This is a genomic window from Priestia sp. FW507-14D1A (genome assembly GCF_058781295.1).
This window is the reverse complement of sequence record NZ_JBYSWQ010000001.1, coordinates 697,713-715,655: the sequence shown is the minus strand read 5'-3', so window position 1 is coordinate 715,655 and position 17,943 is coordinate 697,713. Positions and strand designations below refer to the sequence as shown.

Sequence of the window (17,943 nt, the reverse complement as noted above, 5' to 3'; positions counted from 1 at the left end):
GAGGACCATTACATGAACATACAGCAATCTATTCATAACTGGATGACAGAGCATCGTCAAAGTGCAGTGCGTTTACTCAAGCGTTTCGTAGAAGAAGCAAGCGTACAAGGTTCTGAAAAGCATGCGCAGGCAATTGTCATTGAACGCCTTCGACAGCTGCAGTTAGATATTGATATATGGGAACCGGATGAAAAAATACTTCGCAGCCATGAAGCTTTTGCCTCCAACCGTTCTACTTTTCGAGATAGTCCAAATGTGGTAGGCGTGTTAAAAGGGAAAGGCGGAGGGAAATCCATCATTTTGAATGGGCACATTGATGTAGTACCACCCGGAGATCTTTCACAGTGGACGGAAGACCCTTATACGGCTGTTGTAAAAGATGGAAACTTATATGGACGCGGAGCAACGGATATGAAAGGAGGAAATGTGTCATTACTTTTAGCTATTCAAGCTTTGAAAGAGCTAGATATTTCACTAAAAGGAGATGTTATTTTTCAAAGCGTAGTAGAAGAGGAAAGCGGAGGTGCAGGAACACTTTCCTGTGTACTTAGAGGGTACAAAGCAGATGGTGCCATTATTCCAGAACCAACCAACATGAAGATCTTCCCTAAACAGCAAGGCTCCATGTGGTTTCGAGTCACCGTGCATGGAGTAGCAGCACATGGAGGGACTCGGTATGAAGGCGTGAGTGCGATTGAAAAAGCAGCTGTGGTGCTTAAACATATTGAGGGTCTTGAAAAAGAGAGAAACAGCCGAATTACCGATCCGCTCTATAATAAAATTCCCATTCCCGTGCCGATTAATATCGGAAATATACAAGGAGGAACGTGGCCTTCTTCAGTCGCTGATCAAGTAATATTAGAAGGCAGGATAGGAGTTGCTCCGCATGAAAAAATGAAAAATGTCAGAGCAGAAATGAAATCCTGGCTTGAACTTTTGCATCAGTGTGATGAGTGGTTTGCTGAGCACCCTGTCGACTTGGAATGGTTTGGGGCCCACTGGCTTCCCGGTGAAATTGAATTGGAGCATCCGCTTATGACCTCTCTTTCGTCCTCTTTTTATCAAGTGAAACAGAATCAGCCGATCATTGAAGCATCTCCTTGGGGAACGGACGGGGGGATACTGTCACAAGTAGGGGATATTCCAACAGTTGTTTTTGGACCGGGAGTAACAGAAGTGGCCCACTTTCCGAATGAGTATATTTGTATTCAAACGATGCTTGACGCAGCGGAAATTATTGCTCTCACTGTAGCAGACTGGTGCAGTATTGCAGACTAAGCTAAAAAGGGAGAGGATACAAACAAATGGGGAAACAAGAAAATGTTTGTCAGCCAACCTTTGCTATGACTCTTTTTTTAGATGAATATAACAAGCGTCTGAGAATAGATGATTACCGGGGAAATGTGAACGATATTTACAGCTATATATATAAAGAAATTGATAAGAAAACGTACGAAAAGTGGATTATAAAAGTACGTGCTGAACATCTGTTGGACTGGATAAGCTTGGGATTTTCTTTAGAAGCAACTGTTCCCTACTATTTTAACGGAAGCGACGCGTATCTTTTATGCTACTATACGTCTCAATCCCGCCGAGACAGCGGGAAGACGTTAAAAGAAACAGAGCTGCTTCAAGATGTGTTGAATTTGGCGACATCTGATTATTCTTCTTTATCGAATCAACTGATCATGCGCCAAGCCATTTCATCTGACGCTAAACAACTTTCTCAGCTCTACCGTCAAATCTTCACAGTGTATCCTACTCCCCTCTACGAAGAAGAGTATCTCTCTAATTTGCTTCAAGAAGATAGCTTGTTTTATATCATAGTTGACAAGAACGATATCGTTAGCGCTGCTTCTGCTGAAATTGACTATGTCTACCACAATGCTGAACTAACGGATTGTGCGACTCTCCCTGCTTATCGAAAGTATGGATTCATGAAGCATTTATTAAACGCACTAGAGGCGGAGCTAAAACAGCGGCATATTTTTTGTGCATACACAATAGCGAGAGCGCTTTCATTTGGAATGAATGCTGCTTTTCATCAGCTTGGGTATATCTATACGGGACGATTAACGAATAATTGTTACATTTATAAATCGTTAGAAGATATGAACGTATGGGTGAAGGATCTGTCAAAAAGTAAAGGGTGAGAAATAATTAACCAATTTATGGGCTGTAACATATAACAATAGTAAATCTTCATAAAGGAGCGATTGTATGTTATATGATTTATATAAGCCGTCCCGACATTGGAAAGACATTGAGTTATGGAAAGATGTTCCTGAAGAAAAATGGAATGACTGGATTTGGCAATTAACAAACACAATTCGAACGTTAGATGATTTAAAAAAGGTCATTAACTTAACTCCTGAAGAAGAAGAAGGAGTACGCATTTCAACCAAAACCATTCCGCTCAATATTACGCCTTATTATGCATCTTTGATGAATCCAGATGATCCTCGCTGCCCCGTCCGTATGCAGTCTGTTCCGGTTGGCAAAGAACTTCATAAAACAAAATATGATCTAGAAGATCCCCTAGATGAAGACGAAGATTCTCCAGTGCCAGGGTTGACTCATCGCTATCCTGATCGCGTTTTGTTCTTAGTCACCAATCAATGTTCCATGTACTGCAGGTACTGTACTCGAAGAAGGTTTTCAGGACAAATCGGAATGGGCGTTCCAAAAAAGCAGTTAGATGCTGCGATTGCTTATATCGCCAAAACACCTGAAGTACGAGATGTACTCATTTCAGGCGGTGATGGCTTGCTGATTAATGACAACATTTTAGAATATATTTTGAAGAATTTACGAGCTATTCCCCATGTGGAAATTATTCGGATTGGCACAAGAGCCCCCGTTGTGTTTCCGCAGCGAATAACAGAAAATTTATGTACCATTTTAAGGAAATATCATCCAGTATGGTTAAATACTCACTTTAATACATCCATTGAAATTACGGAAGAGACAAAAAAAGCATGTGAAATGCTTGTCGATGCAGGCGTTCCAGTTGGCAATCAAGCGGTTATTTTAGCTGGGATTAATGACAGCGTAGCTATCATGAAAAAGCTTATGCACGATTTAGTGAAAATACGCGTTCGTCCTTACTATATTTATCAATGTGATTTGTCAGAAGGAATTGGACATTTCCGCGCACCTGTTTCCAAAGGGCTTGAAATTATGGAAGGGCTGCGAGGTCATACGTCTGGCTATGCTGTTCCAACGTTTGTTATTGATGCGCCGGGAGGAGGAGGAAAGATTGCAGTTCAGCCAAACTATATTATTAGTCAAAGCGCAAGTAAAGTTGTTCTGCGAAACTTTGAAGGAGTGATTACGACGTATCCGGAGCCAGAAAGCTATGTGCCTGGGCGTGCAGATGATTATTTTCGCGCTGTTTATCCAGCATCGGATGCTAAAGATTCTTCCATCGGCATCTCGGGTCTTATGAATGATGCTCAATTCAACCTTGTACCGGAAGGGTTAGGGAGAGTAAAAAGACGTAAAACATATGAAAGTGACAGTGCTCACGAAAGTCTAAAAGATAAACGTGAAAAAAGAGATGAATTAAAAGATAAAAAGTTTAAAGCTCAATTGAAAAAAGACGTTAAAAGCGACGATGCTCCATCATCTTAAGGAGGTCCTGTAATATGACTGTTCAATGCGCATGGTGCGAAGAAGAAAAAGCGGTAGAAACAACCAATACCGCATACTGGGAATTGCCAGATGGAACGAGAAGTATTGAAATTACTCATATGCCATGTATCAGCTGTTCAGGTTGCGGGATGTCATATCAAGAAGAAGAGATCATAGAAGAAGTGGAAACACAGCTGCTTCTTGTCGATACAAAAAAACTTGATGAATCCATTCGGTATGATGAACTATTAAAAGTGCCAAGATTATTAAAGCGCAACTACTTTAAATTCTAAAAAGCCGCCCCTTATTTTGTAAGGGGCGGCTTTGCTTATTGATAAGCCTTTGTTCCAGCAGTGCGCAGGCTGTAGGCGTGTTTTAAAGCCACTGTAACAGGACGGAAAGTTGGAAGTTCGACTTCGTCTATTTTCGAAACGGGCAAGAGGCCAACAGACGTGCTCGTAATAAAAACTTCATCAGCGTCTTTTAAAAAGGAAGGAGTAATATTTTGTTCGCGGATTTGAATGGCTTGTTCCTGCGCACATTCCAGCACGTTAGCGCGCGTAATACCGGATAGAATTTTTCTTGTGGCAGGAGTCGTGAACAAGACGTTGTCTTTTATCGCAAATACATTGCTGCTCGACCCTTCGGTTATGTATCCGTCTTTTACTAAAATAGCTTCTTTACATCCTTTAGAAGCCGCAGCTTGTTTGGCCAGAAGGTTAGGAAGTAGGTTCAATGATTTGATATAGCAATTAGCCCATCGTTCGTCTTCCAAAAGAAGCGTGGAAATGCCTTTTTCATAGGCTTCTTCAGGTGTTTGGCGAGGGTGGCGTATTGTGAGTGCTAATTGTGCAGGTACATCGGGAAATAAATGATTTCGAGGAGCAATTCCGCGCGTAACTTGAATATAAATATCAGCGTCTTTTAACGTTGATTTTTCCATTGCTTGATGAATGATGTCCTTTAGCTCTTGTCTTGAAACCGGCAGCTCGATAAAGATTGCCTTTGCACTTCTTTCTAAGCGGTCTAAGTGACGTTCAATTGAAAACGGAACTCCTTTGTATACGCGAATAAATTCATAAACACCGTCTCCAAATTGGTGACCGCGTTCATCAATCGGAATAACAGCCTCATTAATATCTCTAAACTCTCCAGCATAATATGCTAATTCCATCTTGAAAAACTCCCTTCCTTTAGATATTAAAACGTTAACATAAAATTCAGCAAAATGAAATTATTTACTTGGTTTCTCCAAAGAAAATGAAAAAAGTCATACTCCTTTAGGAGTATGACTTTTATGAAAACGTACGTTTGAAAGCTAATGAAAATTTCTGAATGGCTTTTTTAGGTGTAACAAACTGAACGATGAGCTTAGTACCGGTGATGAACCAATCGACGATACGGCTGCCGAGAAGCATCGTTACTAAAATGGACAGGGCGATTAAGACGATAATTCCCCATGACGTTGGCTCCAGACTTTTTGAGAAGTCAGTTGTAAAGAACCATTTTAAAATGAAGCCGTGCAATAAATACACGTATAGGGATCGCTGTCCAATGCTTGTTAAAGCAAAACCGCGCGTTGGAATTAAAGCCATAAAGGCAAAAGATACAAGAAAAGCAATTCCATAGTGAGAAACGCGCATTAAAAATTCGGCCACATTGTCGTATGTGTTCGTTCCATACAGCATATCTGTGTAAGCCGTGTCGTCTAAGAAAGAATAGCTTCCAATTAATGTAACTAGTAATACGATGGATGCAATGATTCGATTTCGCGCTGTCAAAAGATTTGTAAAAGGCTCTTGTCGCTGTGACAAATAGTAGCCTAAAAGGAAAAACGGGAAGAAGACAAACATTCGGCTAATGCTTAGAATTTTATCAAATCCGTCAATATCAATGAAGCCCATTGCAAGTCCAAGCGAAATAGAGACAGTTAAGCTAATCCACATCGGGAATTTCGCAAAGAAAGGAAGCATTAATTTCCAAAAAATTAAGCTCAGTAGAAACCACATTGCCCATCTAGGAACCAAATATTGAAGCGTGTACGTTTCATCTGTATAAAGCACACTATAATATAGGGTATAGATAGTTTGGAAAGCTAAGTAAGGAAGAGCCACCTTTGTAAATATTTTTTTGTAATAGCCTTTTTTATGAAAATTTTTTGAGAAATAACCTGCTAGTAAAATAAAGACAGGCATATGGAAAATAAAGATAAAGTGATAAATGGACAGCATTCCGCTGCTATCTGTTCGGTACGGAGAAATCATGTGTCCAAATACAACCAAAAAAATTAATACAAATTTAGCATTATCAAAGTAAGCATTTCGAGTATTCATAGTATTATTTTTCCTCAACATATGCTGATGTAAACCTCCCACCAACAAGATTTATTTAAATGGCGATTATTGTTAGAATAACCTTTCACTACGGAATTAAAACATGAATTCTTCTTTTTTGCAATTACATAAAGGCTTGAGAAACCTGTCGAATCAATGTTTTTGTTATAAAAACGATGTGTTTTTGTTACAAATGTCTTTTTGAAAAAAGAAAAATATTGATATAACAATATTTATTCGTTACGCTAATAGTGAAATTTGTTTTGCAACTGTAACATGAATTTAATATTTTTTGTCCGGTAAACCACTTATATTGCAGTGTTCGACATCTACATATCGCAGAAGAAAGTTGTAGATTTCTTGAAAAAATGATAGAAAAGATACACATACCGCTGGAGGGGGAGTCCGATGAAATCCTTTTATCACTATATAATGAAATTCCGATCAAATAAAAAATATGATCGAATGGGAGAGTTTGCGCGAAGTGCTTATGATGATCATAGCTTCCCGAAATCTTCAACAGATTATGACGAACTGAGTTCTTATTTAGAACTCAACGGACATTATTTATCGAGTATGACCGTATTTGATGAAGCATGGGAGCTTTATCAAAATAATGCGTGAGAAATAAAAAAAGCAGGCTGATGGATATCCATCAGCCTGCTTTTTTTATTTCTTTAGCTCATGCACTAAGCAGGAGGGAAAATGATAGAAGGCAATAGATAATAAAGGCTTGGTTCTAAAGATGTTATACTTCCCCTTTTTTAGTTACTGCATATAATATTGTAACTTTTCAGTAGGTGTATGTTTACTAAGGAGGTGCGACGATGGCAGGGAAGAAAAAACCTAAATACGGAATTGGTGAAACAGTCGTTGTAACAATATACGGGACCGTTGGCACTATTACCGATATAAAAGTGATGGATGGGATTTTTGTATACGAAATCAACCATAGTGAAGGCCTTTTTTTAGAAGATACAATTGAGCTTCTAGAAGAATATGAAGGTCAAATATTAGTACAGGAAAGAGTAGAGCTTGAATATAAATTTTTCTTCGGCGATATCGTCCAGGTTTTTAATTATGGAAAAGAGTTATTTAAAATCATTGGTATTCGAACAGAAATATGGCGTTATAAAGAGGATTCATGGGAAGATATTGTCTATGAATTGTCACGTGTAACAGATGGAGAATGGCTTGAGGCTAGTGAAGAAGAACTCATTCTCGTAACTCCTCATGAGGAAACAGAAAATTACGCTCAAAGTGTTGATATGTTGTATTTAGGTAAAGAAATTAAAAAGACGGAGTTGCTACCAAAGATGAAAAAACAAAACGGTTCTGAAAAAGAAGAAGTGAGGTTAACTAAAGAAAAGCATGAGATTATAAACGGTCTTTTAGATGTGTACAATGATTATAAATTTTTGTATGAGCTTTTTGAAGATGAAGAATACGCTGAAGTCATGAACTTAGTGCTGAAACATTTAAAAAAGATAGCAAAATCCGAACAAGGAAAATAGCAGGTAGATGCCTAATAAATAAAAGATAGCCGAGATAGATCATTACATCTCTCTTAGCTATCTTTTATTGTGTATACGGCGATGGTAATGAAAAAAGAATGGGTATAATTACCTTTCTATTTAAACTGCTGAAATTTTAGACATACTATTGCCGAATTGTTCATAAATGTGTATAAGGTAAAACTTCAAGCAGAAGATGGAGTGAACCTATTTTTAAGAAAAATAAGGTACGCTAATCCGTTCAAACGGGATAAGGAGTGATATTGTGAAAGAAATCGAAGTGGTCATTGATACGGAAGAAATTGCGGAGTTCTTTTACAATGAACTAGTCAAGCGAGGCTATGTTCCCGCTGAAGAAGAGCTAGGCGAATTAGCGGATATAACTTTTGATTATCTCATTGATAAATGCATTATTGATGAGCAAGATGAAGAATAAAAAGATAGATACATCTGTAACGACGGGGAAACTCGTCGTTTTGTTTATGAGACAGCGGCTATGAAAAAGGGTTAGCAGCTTTAATAACAGATTGCACTTTTATATGATGCTGAAGAGGAATTTTTTTAACGGAAGAAGCGGGAATAGACTCAAGGAGAGAAAATATGCTTTCTTCTTCAAACCACTCATCTTTTCTTAAAAAAAGGTGTACGCGGTCTCCCCAGCTCATATTTAACGTCGGGCTATACAGCTTTTTGGAATGAGTTCTATTTTTTGTAAATATATCTGAATTATAATCGCTTCGAGACCCTGTGTGGGGGTGTTTAAGGCTAAATGTATAGATAGAATCATGCAAGTTTGAATAAAAAAGAAGAACGTATAAAGTTTTTCCCACTTCAATCCGTTTTAAGACAGACTCGAAATGATACACTTTTGTGCCACTTAAATCAATGTTATTACCTGAATAATAGGGAAAGACGATTTGAGTCATACCGAGAAAGTTTTGAGTGTGAAACTGCCAAGAGTGAAGAACATCCCGCTGAAACTCTTTTTTAAAGAGAACATTTTTTTCGATATGATACTGTTCGTTCACAATCAGAGCTATTGATAAGAGTGTTTTGTTTCTATGCTGCCAAAAGTCATTCCAAACAGTTTTCATAAAAGAAGATATGTGAAAAGCGGAGAGTAAATGAAACAGATTGCTGTTTTGTTCTTTGCTTTTTTCATAGAGTAACAGCTGAGCGTAAGCATCATGAAAAATGGCGGAATTGGAATGTTCTAAAAACAAGAAGTACGCGTGCTGTTTTTCTGGAGAAAGCAGGGATTTTATTAAGGTAGTGGAGAGATCTGTCATGTAATAGCCGCCGTTTCGTGAAACCAAGTGTGCTAAAAAAGCCCAGTGAATTTCGGGATGTTTTTGATAATAGTCTAAATAAGCTTGGGTACGTGTAACATTGTTTTGATTAGCTTTTTTTACTTTTTTTCGAATCTCTTTAATCAATTTTACGTCTTCTCCGATAAAAGACAGCGGGAGGGTAGCAGGAGGTTTGAGCTGCATCATCTGCTGCAGGCGAAGAATATCCTCCAATCTAATGAGGGGATTTGTGTTAGTAGAAGTCATGTTAAGCCTCCTTTGAAACGTTTAACTATATAAAAAAAGGGTAAGGGACTTTTTGAAACCTTTATAACATTTCGTACGTATAAAGGGTAACAAATGTTAAGAAAAGAGGTTTTCTTTATGTTCAGAAAAATTTTCGAATCGTTAACTGGATCTAAACATCGACGCTACAGCAGCAGCGATCGACACTATCGACGTCCTCGTCATTACAGCAGCAGTGATCATCATTACAGACGTCCTCGTCATCATAGCAGCAGTAGCGATTATAAGCGAAGCAAATATTATGACAGCCACAGTCATTCAAAATATGGACACCACCACTATAAGCGCAAACGTAAAAGCGGAAGTTTCTTCTCAAGCTTTTTCTCAAGTTGATTTATGGTGAAAAATCGAATGTTCAAACACCTTCATCGCTGGCTAATTGACCGTCCTTTTAAAAAAGGAAAAGTCATTTGCGGGCGCTATGAAATCATAGATGTACTGGGAATGGGAAGCTATGGTATAACATATGTTACTAACGACATTGTGCAACAAAAAAAGGTAGTCGTAAAGCAGCTCCGTAAAACGAAGCAGCGCACGTCCCAGGGGCTGAAGTCTTATCATTATGAAGCAAAATTGCTGTCTCAATTAAATCACCCTCAAATTCCTTCACTGTATGAAGCTATCGAAACAGATGAAGGCTGTTTCTTAGTGATGGAGTTGATTCAAGGGAAAACGTTTGAAGATTTAATTTTTGAAGAGAAGTGCGTGTATACGGAAGAACAAGCGCTTAACATTTTACTTAATATTCTAGACGTAGTTTCTGCTATTCATGAGCAAGGAATCGTTCACCGTGATCTTCGTATTCCAAATATTATTGATGTTAACGGAACCATCTGTGTTATTGACTTTGGTCTTGCTAGATTTTTAGGGGACCATGAAGAAACAAGCACCCTTATAGAAGAACAGCAGTTTATGAGACAAACATCCGCTGCAAGCGATATCTATGCACTTGGTCATTTTCTTTTATTTTTATTATATTCTGGTTATGAGCCGACGGAAAAACAAGAAAGAAGCTGGGAACAAGAGTTACATTTGTCGGCGCCTATTAAGACAATCATTCAAAAAATGCTGAGAGCAGATGAATCGTATGAAAGCATTAAAAGTTTACAAAAAGATATTTATGACTATATAAATAGTAAGAACTCAGGGAGGGGAAAGTATGGCGCTATTTAATAAAGCGTTAGCCCGCATTGGAATTGGTGCAGCGCGAGTGGACGCTAAGCTTGTCAATGATGAATTTCGTGCTGGTGAAAAGATTGAAGGGATTGTTGAAGTGTATGGAGGCAATGTTGAGCAGAAAATTGACAGCATCTATCTGCGTCTATTCACAACTTATGTAAAAGAAAGGGACGATAAAAAATACAAGCAGGATATTGAGCTCAATACGTTTAAGATTAACGACCCGTTCACGATTCAACCATCTGAAACGAAATCTATTCCTTTTACCTTTCAGCTGCCTGATGATACGCCTGTTACATTAGGGAGAACCCGGGTTTGGGTGGCGACGAGCCTCGATATTAAAGATGCCGTTGATCCGTCAGATATTGATCATGTAAAAGTGCTTCCTAACCTTATGGTAACAAGCGCAATTGAAGCTATGGAACAGCTTGGCTTTCGCTTGCGCCAAGTTGAGTGCGAAGAAGCCCCTCGCCGGATGAGAAAAAGACTTCCTTTTGTTCAAGAATTTGAATTTGTTCCAAGCGGTGGAGTGTACGCTGGGAAAGTAGATGAAATTGAAATCATCGTGCAGCCGAGCGGCTTGCATGACTACGATTTATTTATAGAAGTAGATCGACGTGCCAGAGGGTTTGGCGGCTTTCTATCTGAAATGCTGGATGCAGATGAGTCGCTCGTTCATGTTCATGTTTCTGAAAAAGAAATTCCTCAGTTGAAAAATAGATTAACCAATATTATTTCACGCTATAGCTAACGTGCATAGCTCTCCTTTATTTTTCGTATATTAAAGACAGTAAAAAGAAAGGAGAGAGGTATATGCCGCAATCAAAGCAAACGAAAAAAATAAACATAAAAGAGGAATTTTCGGCTGAATTTGTCGTTCATCAAGCTCCTAAGCCAGAAGACTATATTCAGCCAAAACGTGTGAATAAGTAAAGCATGTAGAACGCTACATGCTTTTTCTTTTAATAGGTTGGAGGAAATAAAAAATGGTAAATCGCACTACAAAATATTCTCTATTTATTGTATCGCTTTTAGCTTTCTTTTTACTCATTTTATTTACGTTTAATACACCTTGGGTGAAACAGCTTGACTTTAATGTACTTCATACCATTGAAGGGTGGAGGACGGACACGTTAACACCTATCATCATATTTATAACAACCGTAGGATCTTGGTATGTCACTGCGCCAATATGGTTTGCAATTATAGTATTTCTTCTTTATAAACGAAAAGGATTGCTCGCTTTATATATCACGCTCGTTTTTTGGGGAGTTCGCGCTTTAAATTGGGGATTGAAGGAGATTTTTGCAAGACCAAGACCTGATTGGAGTCAAGTCGTTCCCGCCTCTCACTATAGTTTTCCAAGCGGACATGCCATGAACTCAATGGCGTTTTACAGCGGAGTACTTTTGTTAATATGGATGTATACAAGAAGCAGAGCCGTTAAAACGGCAGCTGCATGCGTAATAGCTATTGTTATTTTATTAATTGGATTTAGCCGTTTGTATTTAGGCGTACACTTTTTAACGGATATACTAGCAGGATATTGTTTAGGACTTGCTTGGTCCTTAGGAGTCTATCTCTTTTCTAAACGCCTATATAACCAAAAATAGGAGCAATGGTTACATTTTTTTCGTTAATATTTCATTTTGTTTAAGTAGGCCTATTGATTCATCCATTCAAAAACAACTAATGATAAAATGGGAAACAAATATTTTATGTACATGTTTAATAAGAAAAAACTAGTAATTTCGACAAAAAACGTTTTGATTCGATAAAGGATTTTCGGATTTTATCACTAATTATATAAGAATACATGACGTAAAAGAGTAAATACTTGCTTTTGGGTGGAGGGAAGAATGTTGAGTGTGTGGACCACAATAAAAAAACAATTTAATATTAGCACAGAATATGATGTAACCATTATGCAAACAGAAGAAAAAGGCGAAAAGCGCGGATATAAGCCTGTCCATCGTCTAACGATTACAGCATTCGATCATCAAGACGCAGCAACACAAGTATTTCAGATGTTTAATATTGCTGATAATTTGCCAAAAGATTGTGATGCGAGGTTTATCAGCACAGGCGATATTTTATTAATTGATGAAGGTACTCGAGGAAAGTATTACTACAAGCTATGGACAGACGGCTGGCAAAAAGTGAACCGCCTGCACGTACGTTAAACATAAGGTAAAAGCGACCTATCTGGCCGCTTTTTATTTATATGTTGACCCTTAATAATCACGAGTATGATGGCCAGGGCCATTTTTTCGGTTTGTTGCTGAATATTCATCTCCATGGGCTTCATGTTCTGCTATAATTGCTTCTTTAGGAATATGATTATTCTTTTTAGGCGAATTAATTCGATTGCGATGCTTTTTCCCCATACATATCACCTCAGCTAACGTTAGTAAATCCCTTGCGCTATTAGCGTACCCTTATATAAAAAGACATACTACGCCATTTTTTGGGCCGTATGTCTTTTTATTTTTGACGCATAATGTTAGAAGTAAATAGACAAGCAAGGGATACAATATGGTATAGTGAAAGCGTAAGATTTTTTACATATAGGAGGTACGAAATGAGCGTACATATTGGGGCAAAACAAGGTGATATTGCAGAAACGATTTTACTTCCAGGTGATCCACTTCGTGCAAAATACATTGCAGAAACGTTTTTAGAAGATGTAACTTGCTATAACGAAGTGCGCGGTATGCTTGGATTTACAGGAACATATAAAGGAAAGCGCGTTTCTGTTCAAGGAACAGGAATGGGTGTACCATCAATTGCTATTTATGTAAATGAACTAATGAATGAATATGGTGTTCAAAACCTAATTCGCGTTGGTACATGCGGAGCAATTCAAAAAGATGTAAAAGTGCGTGACGTTATTTTAGCCATGTCTTCGTCAAGTGATTCACAAATGAACCGTGTTAAATTTGGTCCTATTGACTATGCACCGACAGCTAACTTTGATTTATTAAAGCGCGCTTACGATGCAGGTGTTGAAAAAGGCCTTCAGTTAAAAGTAGGAAGTGTATTTACATCTGATCAATTTTACAATGAAGACGGCCAGCTAGAAAAATTGGCAGCTCACGGCGTATTGGCAGTTGAAATGGAAACAACGGCTTTGTATACGCTAGCCGCTAAATACGGCCGTAATGCTTTATCGGTTTTAACAGTAAGTGATCACATTTTCACTGGTGAAGAAACAACGTCAGAAGAGCGTCAAACGACGTTTAACGATATGATTGTTGTTGCGCTTGAAGCAGCAATTAATGAATGAACATAATTTCATTTCGTTTATTTGCTGAATGGCAGCGAAAAGCTGCGGCATAACAAATGAAAAGACGAGAAGCAATCAAGCTTCTCGTCTTTTTATTTGTGAAAATTAATTGTTTCCAAACGGGAAATTGTATGGTACGATTTGATACGTTAAAAACGGCTTTGATTTTCGTGAAAGTCGAAAATCGTATAAAAAATTCATAAGAGGTGATAAACCATCATGATGGCAAGTATTAAACAGCAGTGGTTTTCAAACGTTCGAGCAGATATTTTGTCTGGGATGACAGTTGCTCTTGCGCTTATTCCAGAAGCCCTTGCTTTTTCCATTATCGCCGGTGTCGATCCCATGGTTGGCCTGTATGCATCTTTTTGTATGGCAATTGTGATTGCTTTTACAGGCGGAAGACCAGCTATGATTTCAGCTGCAACAGGAGCAATGTCTTTATTGATGATTAACTTAGTCAAAGATCACGGCATTGAGTATTTATTTGCAGCTACTGTTTTAACCGGAATTATTCAAATTTTACTTGGTGTTTTGAAAGTAGGAAGGTTTTTATCATTTCTTCCTCAAACAGTTATGATTGGATTTGTAAATGCGCTAGGTATTTTAATTTTTACAGCACAGCTTCCGCATTTTCAAGGAGCAAATTGGATGATGTACGCAATGGTAGCCGGAACGCTGCTCATCGTCTATTTGTTTCCGCTCATGACCAAAGCAATACCATCTCCGCTTGTTGCCATTGTCTTGATGACGATTGTAGCGATTGTCTTTCATTTAGATTTAAAAACGGTAGGAGATATGGGGAATATTACGCGTTCGCTGCCGGTTCTTCACTTTCCAAAGGTTGATTTATCAGTGGAGACACTGCTTATCATTTTACCTTATTCGCTTCCTTTGGCTATTGTAGGCCTACTTGAATCTATGCTAACGGCAACGGTACTGGACGAAATTACAGATACGCCTTCGAATAAAAATAAGGAAGCGCGCGGTCAAGGCATCGCTAATATTGTAACAGGATTCTTTGGAGGAATGGCTGGCTGTGCCATGATTGGACAATCTATGATTAATGTAAAATCAGGGGGACGTGGAAGGTTATCTACCTTAGTGGCCGGAGTCTTTTTATTGTTCTTAATTATGGTGCTTGGCGATGTTGTTAAACAAATTCCAATGGCTGCTCTTGTAGGCGTTATGTTTATGGTAGCCGCGGGTACATTTGATTGGCAGTCCCTTAAAGACTTAACGAAATATCCGCTATCGGATGCTATTGTAATGGTTGTTACGGTGGTTATCGTATTGTTTACACATAACTTAGCATTAGGAGTAATGGTAGGTATTGTTTTAAGCACCATTGTATTTGGCTGGAAGATGGCTAAAATCAAAACAACTTCACAAACACAAGGCAATATGAAGCAATACAGGGTTTCAGGGCAATTATTTTTTGCCACGATCAGCTTCTTCATGGATGAATTTCAGTATGAAACAGACCCGGATACCATCATTATTGATTTTAGTTCTTCTCATATATGGGATCAATCGGCCGTGATCGGCATCTCAAAAATTATCGATAAGTACGAGCGATTGAATAAAAAGGTTATTGTAAAAGGACTAAATGAAGACAGTAAAAAAATCGTAAGGCAAATTGGCATAACGTCGCTGTCGAACAAATAAAAGGTGTGCAGTAGCACACCTTTTTTACTTGTTTCGTTTTAGTAGCTGTACGAGCCAGGTGGAAAAAGAAGTTGTAGATGAAGGTACGGATGTCTGTTTTAACAAAATAGCATAGGCTTTGCGCCGATATTGGTAATCAAGCATGCATATCTACTCCTTTTAAAACAGGATTTGAAAGCGTTTTCTTTATTGTAGCATGCTTAATAGGGAGATAAAAGAAAAAAGAGAGACCATCGTCTCTCTTTAATCATTTCCAAACATATAGCGTTTGTGATGCCATGAGATTCCAAACATCAGACCCATTGCAAACATGTTCCCCATCAGTGAACTACCTCCATATGAAATAAAAGGAAGTGGAATTCCGGTAATAGGCAAGACTTGAATGGTCATACCGATATTTTGAAATACGTGGAACGTAAGCATTGAAATAACGCCTACACATAAGTAAGAATTGAATTCATTTTTTGTTTCAAGGCCTAGCTTGATCAAGTAATAAACGAGTACGAAGAAAAGACTAATAACAATGCTGGCGCCGATAAAGCCAAACTCTTCTCCAATAACCGCAAAAATAAAGTCGGTCTGTCCCTCTGGCAAATAGACAACTCCATTTCCGATTCCTTTACCGTTTACCATTCCTGATCCAATTGCATCTAACGATTTCTTTAAATGATAGCCCTCTCCCGAACTATATGACTCAGGATCAAGCCAAGAATAAATACGGCCAAATTGGTATTGCTTAACCCCTAGATACTTTTCTAATAGGCTAGGTGCATAAACAACAAGTCCCAAAATGACAGAACCAACCGCTGTAATACCTAAAAATGCAGGCGCGATGATTTTCCAGCTTACGCCTGAAACAAATACAAGTCCAACCGTGATTGCTAAGAACACAAGAGCGGTACCTAAGTCAGGCTGCTGCATGATTAATAATAAAGGTAAAGCAAGTACAGCACCCAGTTTACCAAGCAGTAAAAAGTCTTCTCTTACTGTCCGGATACGATATTTTTCATTGTGTTTAACAATGACCGTACTCAGTGTGATAATCAAAAACACTTTCATGAACTCTGATGGCTGTAACGAAAAGCCGGGAAGTGTGAACCAACTTTTTGCCCCGTTAATTTCTCTGGCAATGCTTGACGGAGCCACTAGTAAAAGAAGCAATAAAAAGTTCCCAAATCCATAAAAAACCCACGTTAGCTTTTGAAGCTGATCGGAGTCAAAACGCATGACAAACCCTATAATCACCATTCCGATTATATAAAAAACAACTTGTTGCGCTACGAAGTTCTTATCATACTGCCCAATTTTTTCAGCACTATGGATTGCCACAACGCTTACGCAAAACAATAGGAAGATTAGGAAAGCCAAGTTCCAGTCAAATCTACTAACATTTCTTTGATTTTCACCCATATTATTCACCTGTCACTATTAAATCTCATTCTTTCTTTATGATAAAAGAAAAATGCTGGTTTTTAATGCAAAGTCGATTAATGAAGAGTCGCACTAACCCCACTTTGCAGTTTTTGCTTTGAATATAGACTTGCTAAAAGTAAGAAAAGATATGTCGCAAGCTGCGTTACCATACAGCCTTTTATTATACATGAATTATTCTATAACATAAATAGGAGAAATGATAACAATTTCTTTTTTCTAAAAACTCTATTTGCAGGGATTTATTCAATTCATCTTCTTTATCTCCTTAAAGGTTAATATGAAAACATACTATAGGAATTTATCTTTTTTTGCACGTGAAAAGATAAAGAAACGTGTATATATATAACGAAAGAAAGGGCAAATAGTTTCATATGAACGACTGAAAAATTCTAAACTGCGAGGACTAAATCTAGCAAGCTATACATATGAATAATAGTAAAGATAAGAGAAAGTGTTCTACACTATCTTTTTCTACATGCAGACATTCAACTTCTTAGCACTCCCACAAGTAAACAGTTGAGACAAGAATATAATTATATTCGACTTTCTTGCTGATGAACGAACGTATGGAAGGTATATGGATAGATTACCGAATCAGAGACATAGGATATTAGAAAAATAATAGATAGAGATTAATAGAATCATAACGTAGAGAGGTGTGTTTATGATTATAGGGGCAAGTGTGACAGCATTTTTATTATTATGGTGGACAATTTTTTATAGCGGGCGCTACTATCATTATGTTTCAGAGCCTGTTGGCAAAAGAATTTCCCTTCACGTAGGAATACATGTCACCTTAGTGGTTGGAGTGAATGCATGTCTCTGGCTTGAGCAGCCGCTGCTTTTTTCTAGCATTTTAGCAGGGTGTGCAGGACTAGGAGCCGGATGGTTTGTAGGGATTCCTTTTTCGGTAAAAAGTATGTTAAGTGGAATAATGGGTGGCATAGGAACGGGTGTTAGTTTTTATATCTCTATGAGCATGTGGATGGAACAATTTAACTGGCTATCTTTTTTATTGATAGGAACGAGCGTTATTTTTAGCGGAAGTTCGTTATTTCAAGTGTTAAAATCGATTCCGTCATTTGAAAAGGTACTGGTAAAAATGTGGATTCAACATCCTTTTCTGATAGCTCCTATTTTGATTACCGTATTTTGGCTGTATAATTTTATTGAAAAATATTTTCCTCAAGCAGATCCAACACGCAAGTAGTTTCCGTGTTGGATTTATTATTTCCTCCGATAAGACTCCCCTTTAAGTTTACCAAGTTTAACATCGTTCAACTAGTCTATAGAAGGTAAAA

20 protein-coding genes are annotated in these 17,943 nt (G+C 38.0%); 15 read left to right on the top strand and 5 right to left on the bottom strand.

Features of this window, described 5'->3' with window-relative positions:
- Positions 1-12 precede the first annotated feature (12 nt).
- From AC3WJG_RS04195 to AC3WJG_RS04180, 4 genes are all read left to right on the top strand, one after another.
- Positions 13-1,278 (top strand): peptidase, encoded by a 1,266-nt coding sequence (locus AC3WJG_RS04195; RefSeq protein WP_337133965.1) that lies wholly within the window; start codon positions 13-15, stop codon positions 1,276-1,278.
- 26 nt (positions 1,279-1,304) lie between these two features.
- Positions 1,305-2,153 (top strand): putative beta-lysine N-acetyltransferase, encoded by an 849-nt coding sequence (gene ablB / locus AC3WJG_RS04190; protein WP_337133966.1) that lies wholly within the window; start codon positions 1,305-1,307, stop codon positions 2,151-2,153.
- A gap of 67 nt (positions 2,154-2,220) precedes the next feature.
- Complete coding sequence (gene kamA, locus AC3WJG_RS04185) at positions 2,221-3,633, top strand: lysine 2,3-aminomutase (RefSeq protein ID WP_028410902.1); 1,413 nt, start codon at positions 2,221-2,223, stop codon at positions 3,631-3,633.
- 14 nt (positions 3,634-3,647) lie between these two features.
- Positions 3,648-3,926, top strand: a complete 279-nt coding sequence (locus tag AC3WJG_RS04180) for a YokU family protein (RefSeq protein ID WP_013058725.1) — start codon at positions 3,648-3,650, stop codon at positions 3,924-3,926.
- Positions 3,927-3,961: 35 nt separating this feature from the next.
- On the opposite strand, the gene dat is transcribed toward AC3WJG_RS04180, so the two are convergent.
- On the bottom strand, positions 3,962-4,807 hold the full coding sequence (gene dat, locus AC3WJG_RS04175) for a D-amino-acid transaminase (protein WP_337133967.1): 846 nt from the start codon (positions 4,805-4,807) through the stop codon (positions 3,962-3,964).
- 121 nt (positions 4,808-4,928) lie between these two features.
- The gene (locus AC3WJG_RS04170; RefSeq protein ID WP_013058723.1) at positions 4,929-5,966 is read right to left on the bottom strand and encodes an acyltransferase family protein; all 1,038 of its coding nucleotides are present in this window, start codon (positions 5,964-5,966) and stop codon (positions 4,929-4,931) included.
- 408 nt (positions 5,967-6,374) lie between these two features.
- Here AC3WJG_RS04170 and AC3WJG_RS04165 point away from each other — a divergent pair, with 408 nt between their 5' ends.
- From AC3WJG_RS04165 to AC3WJG_RS04155, 3 genes are all read left to right on the top strand, one after another.
- On the top strand, positions 6,375-6,590 hold the full coding sequence (locus tag AC3WJG_RS04165; RefSeq protein ID WP_098579844.1) for a YozE family protein: 216 nt from the start codon (positions 6,375-6,377) through the stop codon (positions 6,588-6,590).
- Positions 6,591-6,793: 203 nt separating this feature from the next.
- Entirely contained in the window at positions 6,794-7,480 is a 687-nt protein-coding gene (gene yodN, locus AC3WJG_RS04160; protein ID WP_013058721.1) for a germination protein YodN, read from the top strand.
- Positions 7,481-7,745: 265 nt separating this feature from the next.
- Positions 7,746-7,916 carry a YozD family protein gene (locus tag AC3WJG_RS04155; protein WP_013058720.1) on the top strand — a complete coding sequence of 57 codons (171 nt, stop codon included), beginning with the start codon at positions 7,746-7,748 and terminating at the stop codon, positions 7,914-7,916.
- Positions 7,917-7,974: 58 nt separating this feature from the next.
- Here AC3WJG_RS04155 and AC3WJG_RS04150 read toward each other — a convergent pair whose 3' ends face one another.
- Positions 7,975-9,036: a DUF2515 family protein gene (locus AC3WJG_RS04150; protein ID WP_337133968.1), complete on the bottom strand. Its 1,062-nt coding sequence runs from the start codon at positions 9,034-9,036 to the stop codon at positions 7,975-7,977.
- 117 nt (positions 9,037-9,153) lie between these two features.
- Between AC3WJG_RS04150 and AC3WJG_RS04145 the strand changes: the two genes are divergently transcribed.
- From AC3WJG_RS04145 to AC3WJG_RS04125, 5 genes are all read left to right on the top strand, one after another.
- Positions 9,154-9,408 carry a hypothetical protein gene (locus AC3WJG_RS04145; protein WP_114324454.1) on the top strand — a complete coding sequence of 85 codons (255 nt, stop codon included), beginning with the start codon at positions 9,154-9,156 and terminating at the stop codon, positions 9,406-9,408.
- A gap of 18 nt (positions 9,409-9,426) precedes the next feature.
- Positions 9,427-10,248, top strand: a complete 822-nt coding sequence (locus AC3WJG_RS04140) for a serine/threonine protein kinase (RefSeq protein WP_231504556.1) — start codon at positions 9,427-9,429, stop codon at positions 10,246-10,248.
- Positions 10,235-11,005 (top strand): sporulation protein, encoded by a 771-nt coding sequence (locus tag AC3WJG_RS04135; RefSeq protein WP_337133969.1) that lies wholly within the window; start codon positions 10,235-10,237, stop codon positions 11,003-11,005. The genes AC3WJG_RS04140 and AC3WJG_RS04135 overlap by 14 nt, the downstream gene beginning before the upstream one ends.
- Positions 11,006-11,240: 235 nt before the next feature.
- The gene (locus AC3WJG_RS04130; protein ID WP_028410907.1) at positions 11,241-11,867 is read left to right on the top strand and encodes a phosphatase PAP2 family protein; all 627 of its coding nucleotides are present in this window, start codon (positions 11,241-11,243) and stop codon (positions 11,865-11,867) included.
- Positions 11,868-12,113: 246 nt separating this feature from the next.
- Entirely contained in the window at positions 12,114-12,437 is a 324-nt protein-coding gene (locus tag AC3WJG_RS04125; protein WP_013058713.1) for a hypothetical protein, read from the top strand.
- Positions 12,438-12,488: 51 nt separating this feature from the next.
- On the opposite strand, the gene AC3WJG_RS04120 is transcribed toward AC3WJG_RS04125, so the two are convergent.
- On the bottom strand, positions 12,489-12,641 hold the full coding sequence (locus tag AC3WJG_RS04120) for a hypothetical protein (RefSeq protein WP_013058712.1): 153 nt from the start codon (positions 12,639-12,641) through the stop codon (positions 12,489-12,491).
- Positions 12,642-12,835: 194 nt separating this feature from the next.
- Here AC3WJG_RS04120 and deoD point away from each other — a divergent pair, with 194 nt between their 5' ends.
- Complete coding sequence (gene deoD / locus AC3WJG_RS04115; RefSeq protein WP_013058711.1) at positions 12,836-13,540, top strand: purine-nucleoside phosphorylase; 705 nt, start codon at positions 12,836-12,838, stop codon at positions 13,538-13,540.
- 219 nt (positions 13,541-13,759) lie between these two features.
- Positions 13,760-15,208 (top strand): SulP family inorganic anion transporter, encoded by a 1,449-nt coding sequence (locus AC3WJG_RS04110; protein ID WP_098334022.1) that lies wholly within the window; start codon positions 13,760-13,762, stop codon positions 15,206-15,208.
- 243 nt (positions 15,209-15,451) lie between these two features.
- On the opposite strand, the gene AC3WJG_RS04105 is transcribed toward AC3WJG_RS04110, so the two are convergent.
- Positions 15,452-16,618, bottom strand: a complete 1,167-nt coding sequence (locus tag AC3WJG_RS04105; protein WP_013084672.1) for an FtsW/RodA/SpoVE family cell cycle protein — start codon at positions 16,616-16,618, stop codon at positions 15,452-15,454.
- Positions 16,619-17,306: 688 nt separating this feature from the next.
- On the opposite strand from AC3WJG_RS04105, the gene AC3WJG_RS04100 reads away from it, so the two are divergent.
- Positions 17,307-17,852, top strand: a complete 546-nt coding sequence (locus AC3WJG_RS04100) for a hypothetical protein (protein WP_028410909.1) — start codon at positions 17,307-17,309, stop codon at positions 17,850-17,852.
- The last annotated feature ends 91 nt before the right edge of the window (positions 17,853-17,943 follow it).

Bases quoted from the DNA above. Each gene is read 5' to 3' on its own strand.
- AC3WJG_RS04195 (WP_337133965.1), top strand. From the start codon at position 13: ATGAACATACAGCAATCTATTCATAACTGGATGACAGAGCATCGTCAA.
- ablB (WP_337133966.1), top strand. From the start codon at position 1,305: ATGGGGAAACAAGAAAATGTTTGTCAGCCAACCTTTGCTATGACTCTT.
- kamA (WP_028410902.1), top strand. From the start codon at position 2,221: ATGTTATATGATTTATATAAGCCGTCCCGACATTGGAAAGACATTGAG.
- AC3WJG_RS04180 (WP_013058725.1), top strand. From the start codon at position 3,648: ATGACTGTTCAATGCGCATGGTGCGAAGAAGAAAAAGCGGTAGAAACA.
- dat (WP_337133967.1), bottom strand. From the start codon at position 4,807: ATGGAATTAGCATATTATGCTGGAGAGTTTAGAGATATTAATGAGGCT.
- AC3WJG_RS04170 (WP_013058723.1), bottom strand. From the start codon at position 5,966: ATGAATACTCGAAATGCTTACTTTGATAATGCTAAATTTGTATTAATT.
- AC3WJG_RS04165 (WP_098579844.1), top strand. From the start codon at position 6,375: ATGAAATCCTTTTATCACTATATAATGAAATTCCGATCAAATAAAAAA.
- yodN (WP_013058721.1), top strand. From the start codon at position 6,794: ATGGCAGGGAAGAAAAAACCTAAATACGGAATTGGTGAAACAGTCGTT.
- AC3WJG_RS04150 (WP_337133968.1), bottom strand. From the start codon at position 9,036: ATGACTTCTACTAACACAAATCCCCTCATTAGATTGGAGGATATTCTT.
- AC3WJG_RS04145 (WP_114324454.1), top strand. From the start codon at position 9,154: ATGTTCAGAAAAATTTTCGAATCGTTAACTGGATCTAAACATCGACGC.
- AC3WJG_RS04140 (WP_231504556.1), top strand. From the start codon at position 9,427: ATGTTCAAACACCTTCATCGCTGGCTAATTGACCGTCCTTTTAAAAAA.
- AC3WJG_RS04135 (WP_337133969.1), top strand. From the start codon at position 10,235: ATGGCGCTATTTAATAAAGCGTTAGCCCGCATTGGAATTGGTGCAGCG.
- AC3WJG_RS04130 (WP_028410907.1), top strand. From the start codon at position 11,241: ATGGTAAATCGCACTACAAAATATTCTCTATTTATTGTATCGCTTTTA.
- AC3WJG_RS04125 (WP_013058713.1), top strand. From the start codon at position 12,114: ATGTTGAGTGTGTGGACCACAATAAAAAAACAATTTAATATTAGCACA.
- AC3WJG_RS04120 (WP_013058712.1), bottom strand. From the start codon at position 12,641: ATGGGGAAAAAGCATCGCAATCGAATTAATTCGCCTAAAAAGAATAAT.
- deoD (WP_013058711.1), top strand. From the start codon at position 12,836: ATGAGCGTACATATTGGGGCAAAACAAGGTGATATTGCAGAAACGATT.
- AC3WJG_RS04110 (WP_098334022.1), top strand. From the start codon at position 13,760: ATGATGGCAAGTATTAAACAGCAGTGGTTTTCAAACGTTCGAGCAGAT.
- AC3WJG_RS04105 (WP_013084672.1), bottom strand. From the start codon at position 16,618: ATGGGTGAAAATCAAAGAAATGTTAGTAGATTTGACTGGAACTTGGCT.
- AC3WJG_RS04100 (WP_028410909.1), top strand. From the start codon at position 17,307: ATGATTATAGGGGCAAGTGTGACAGCATTTTTATTATTATGGTGGACA.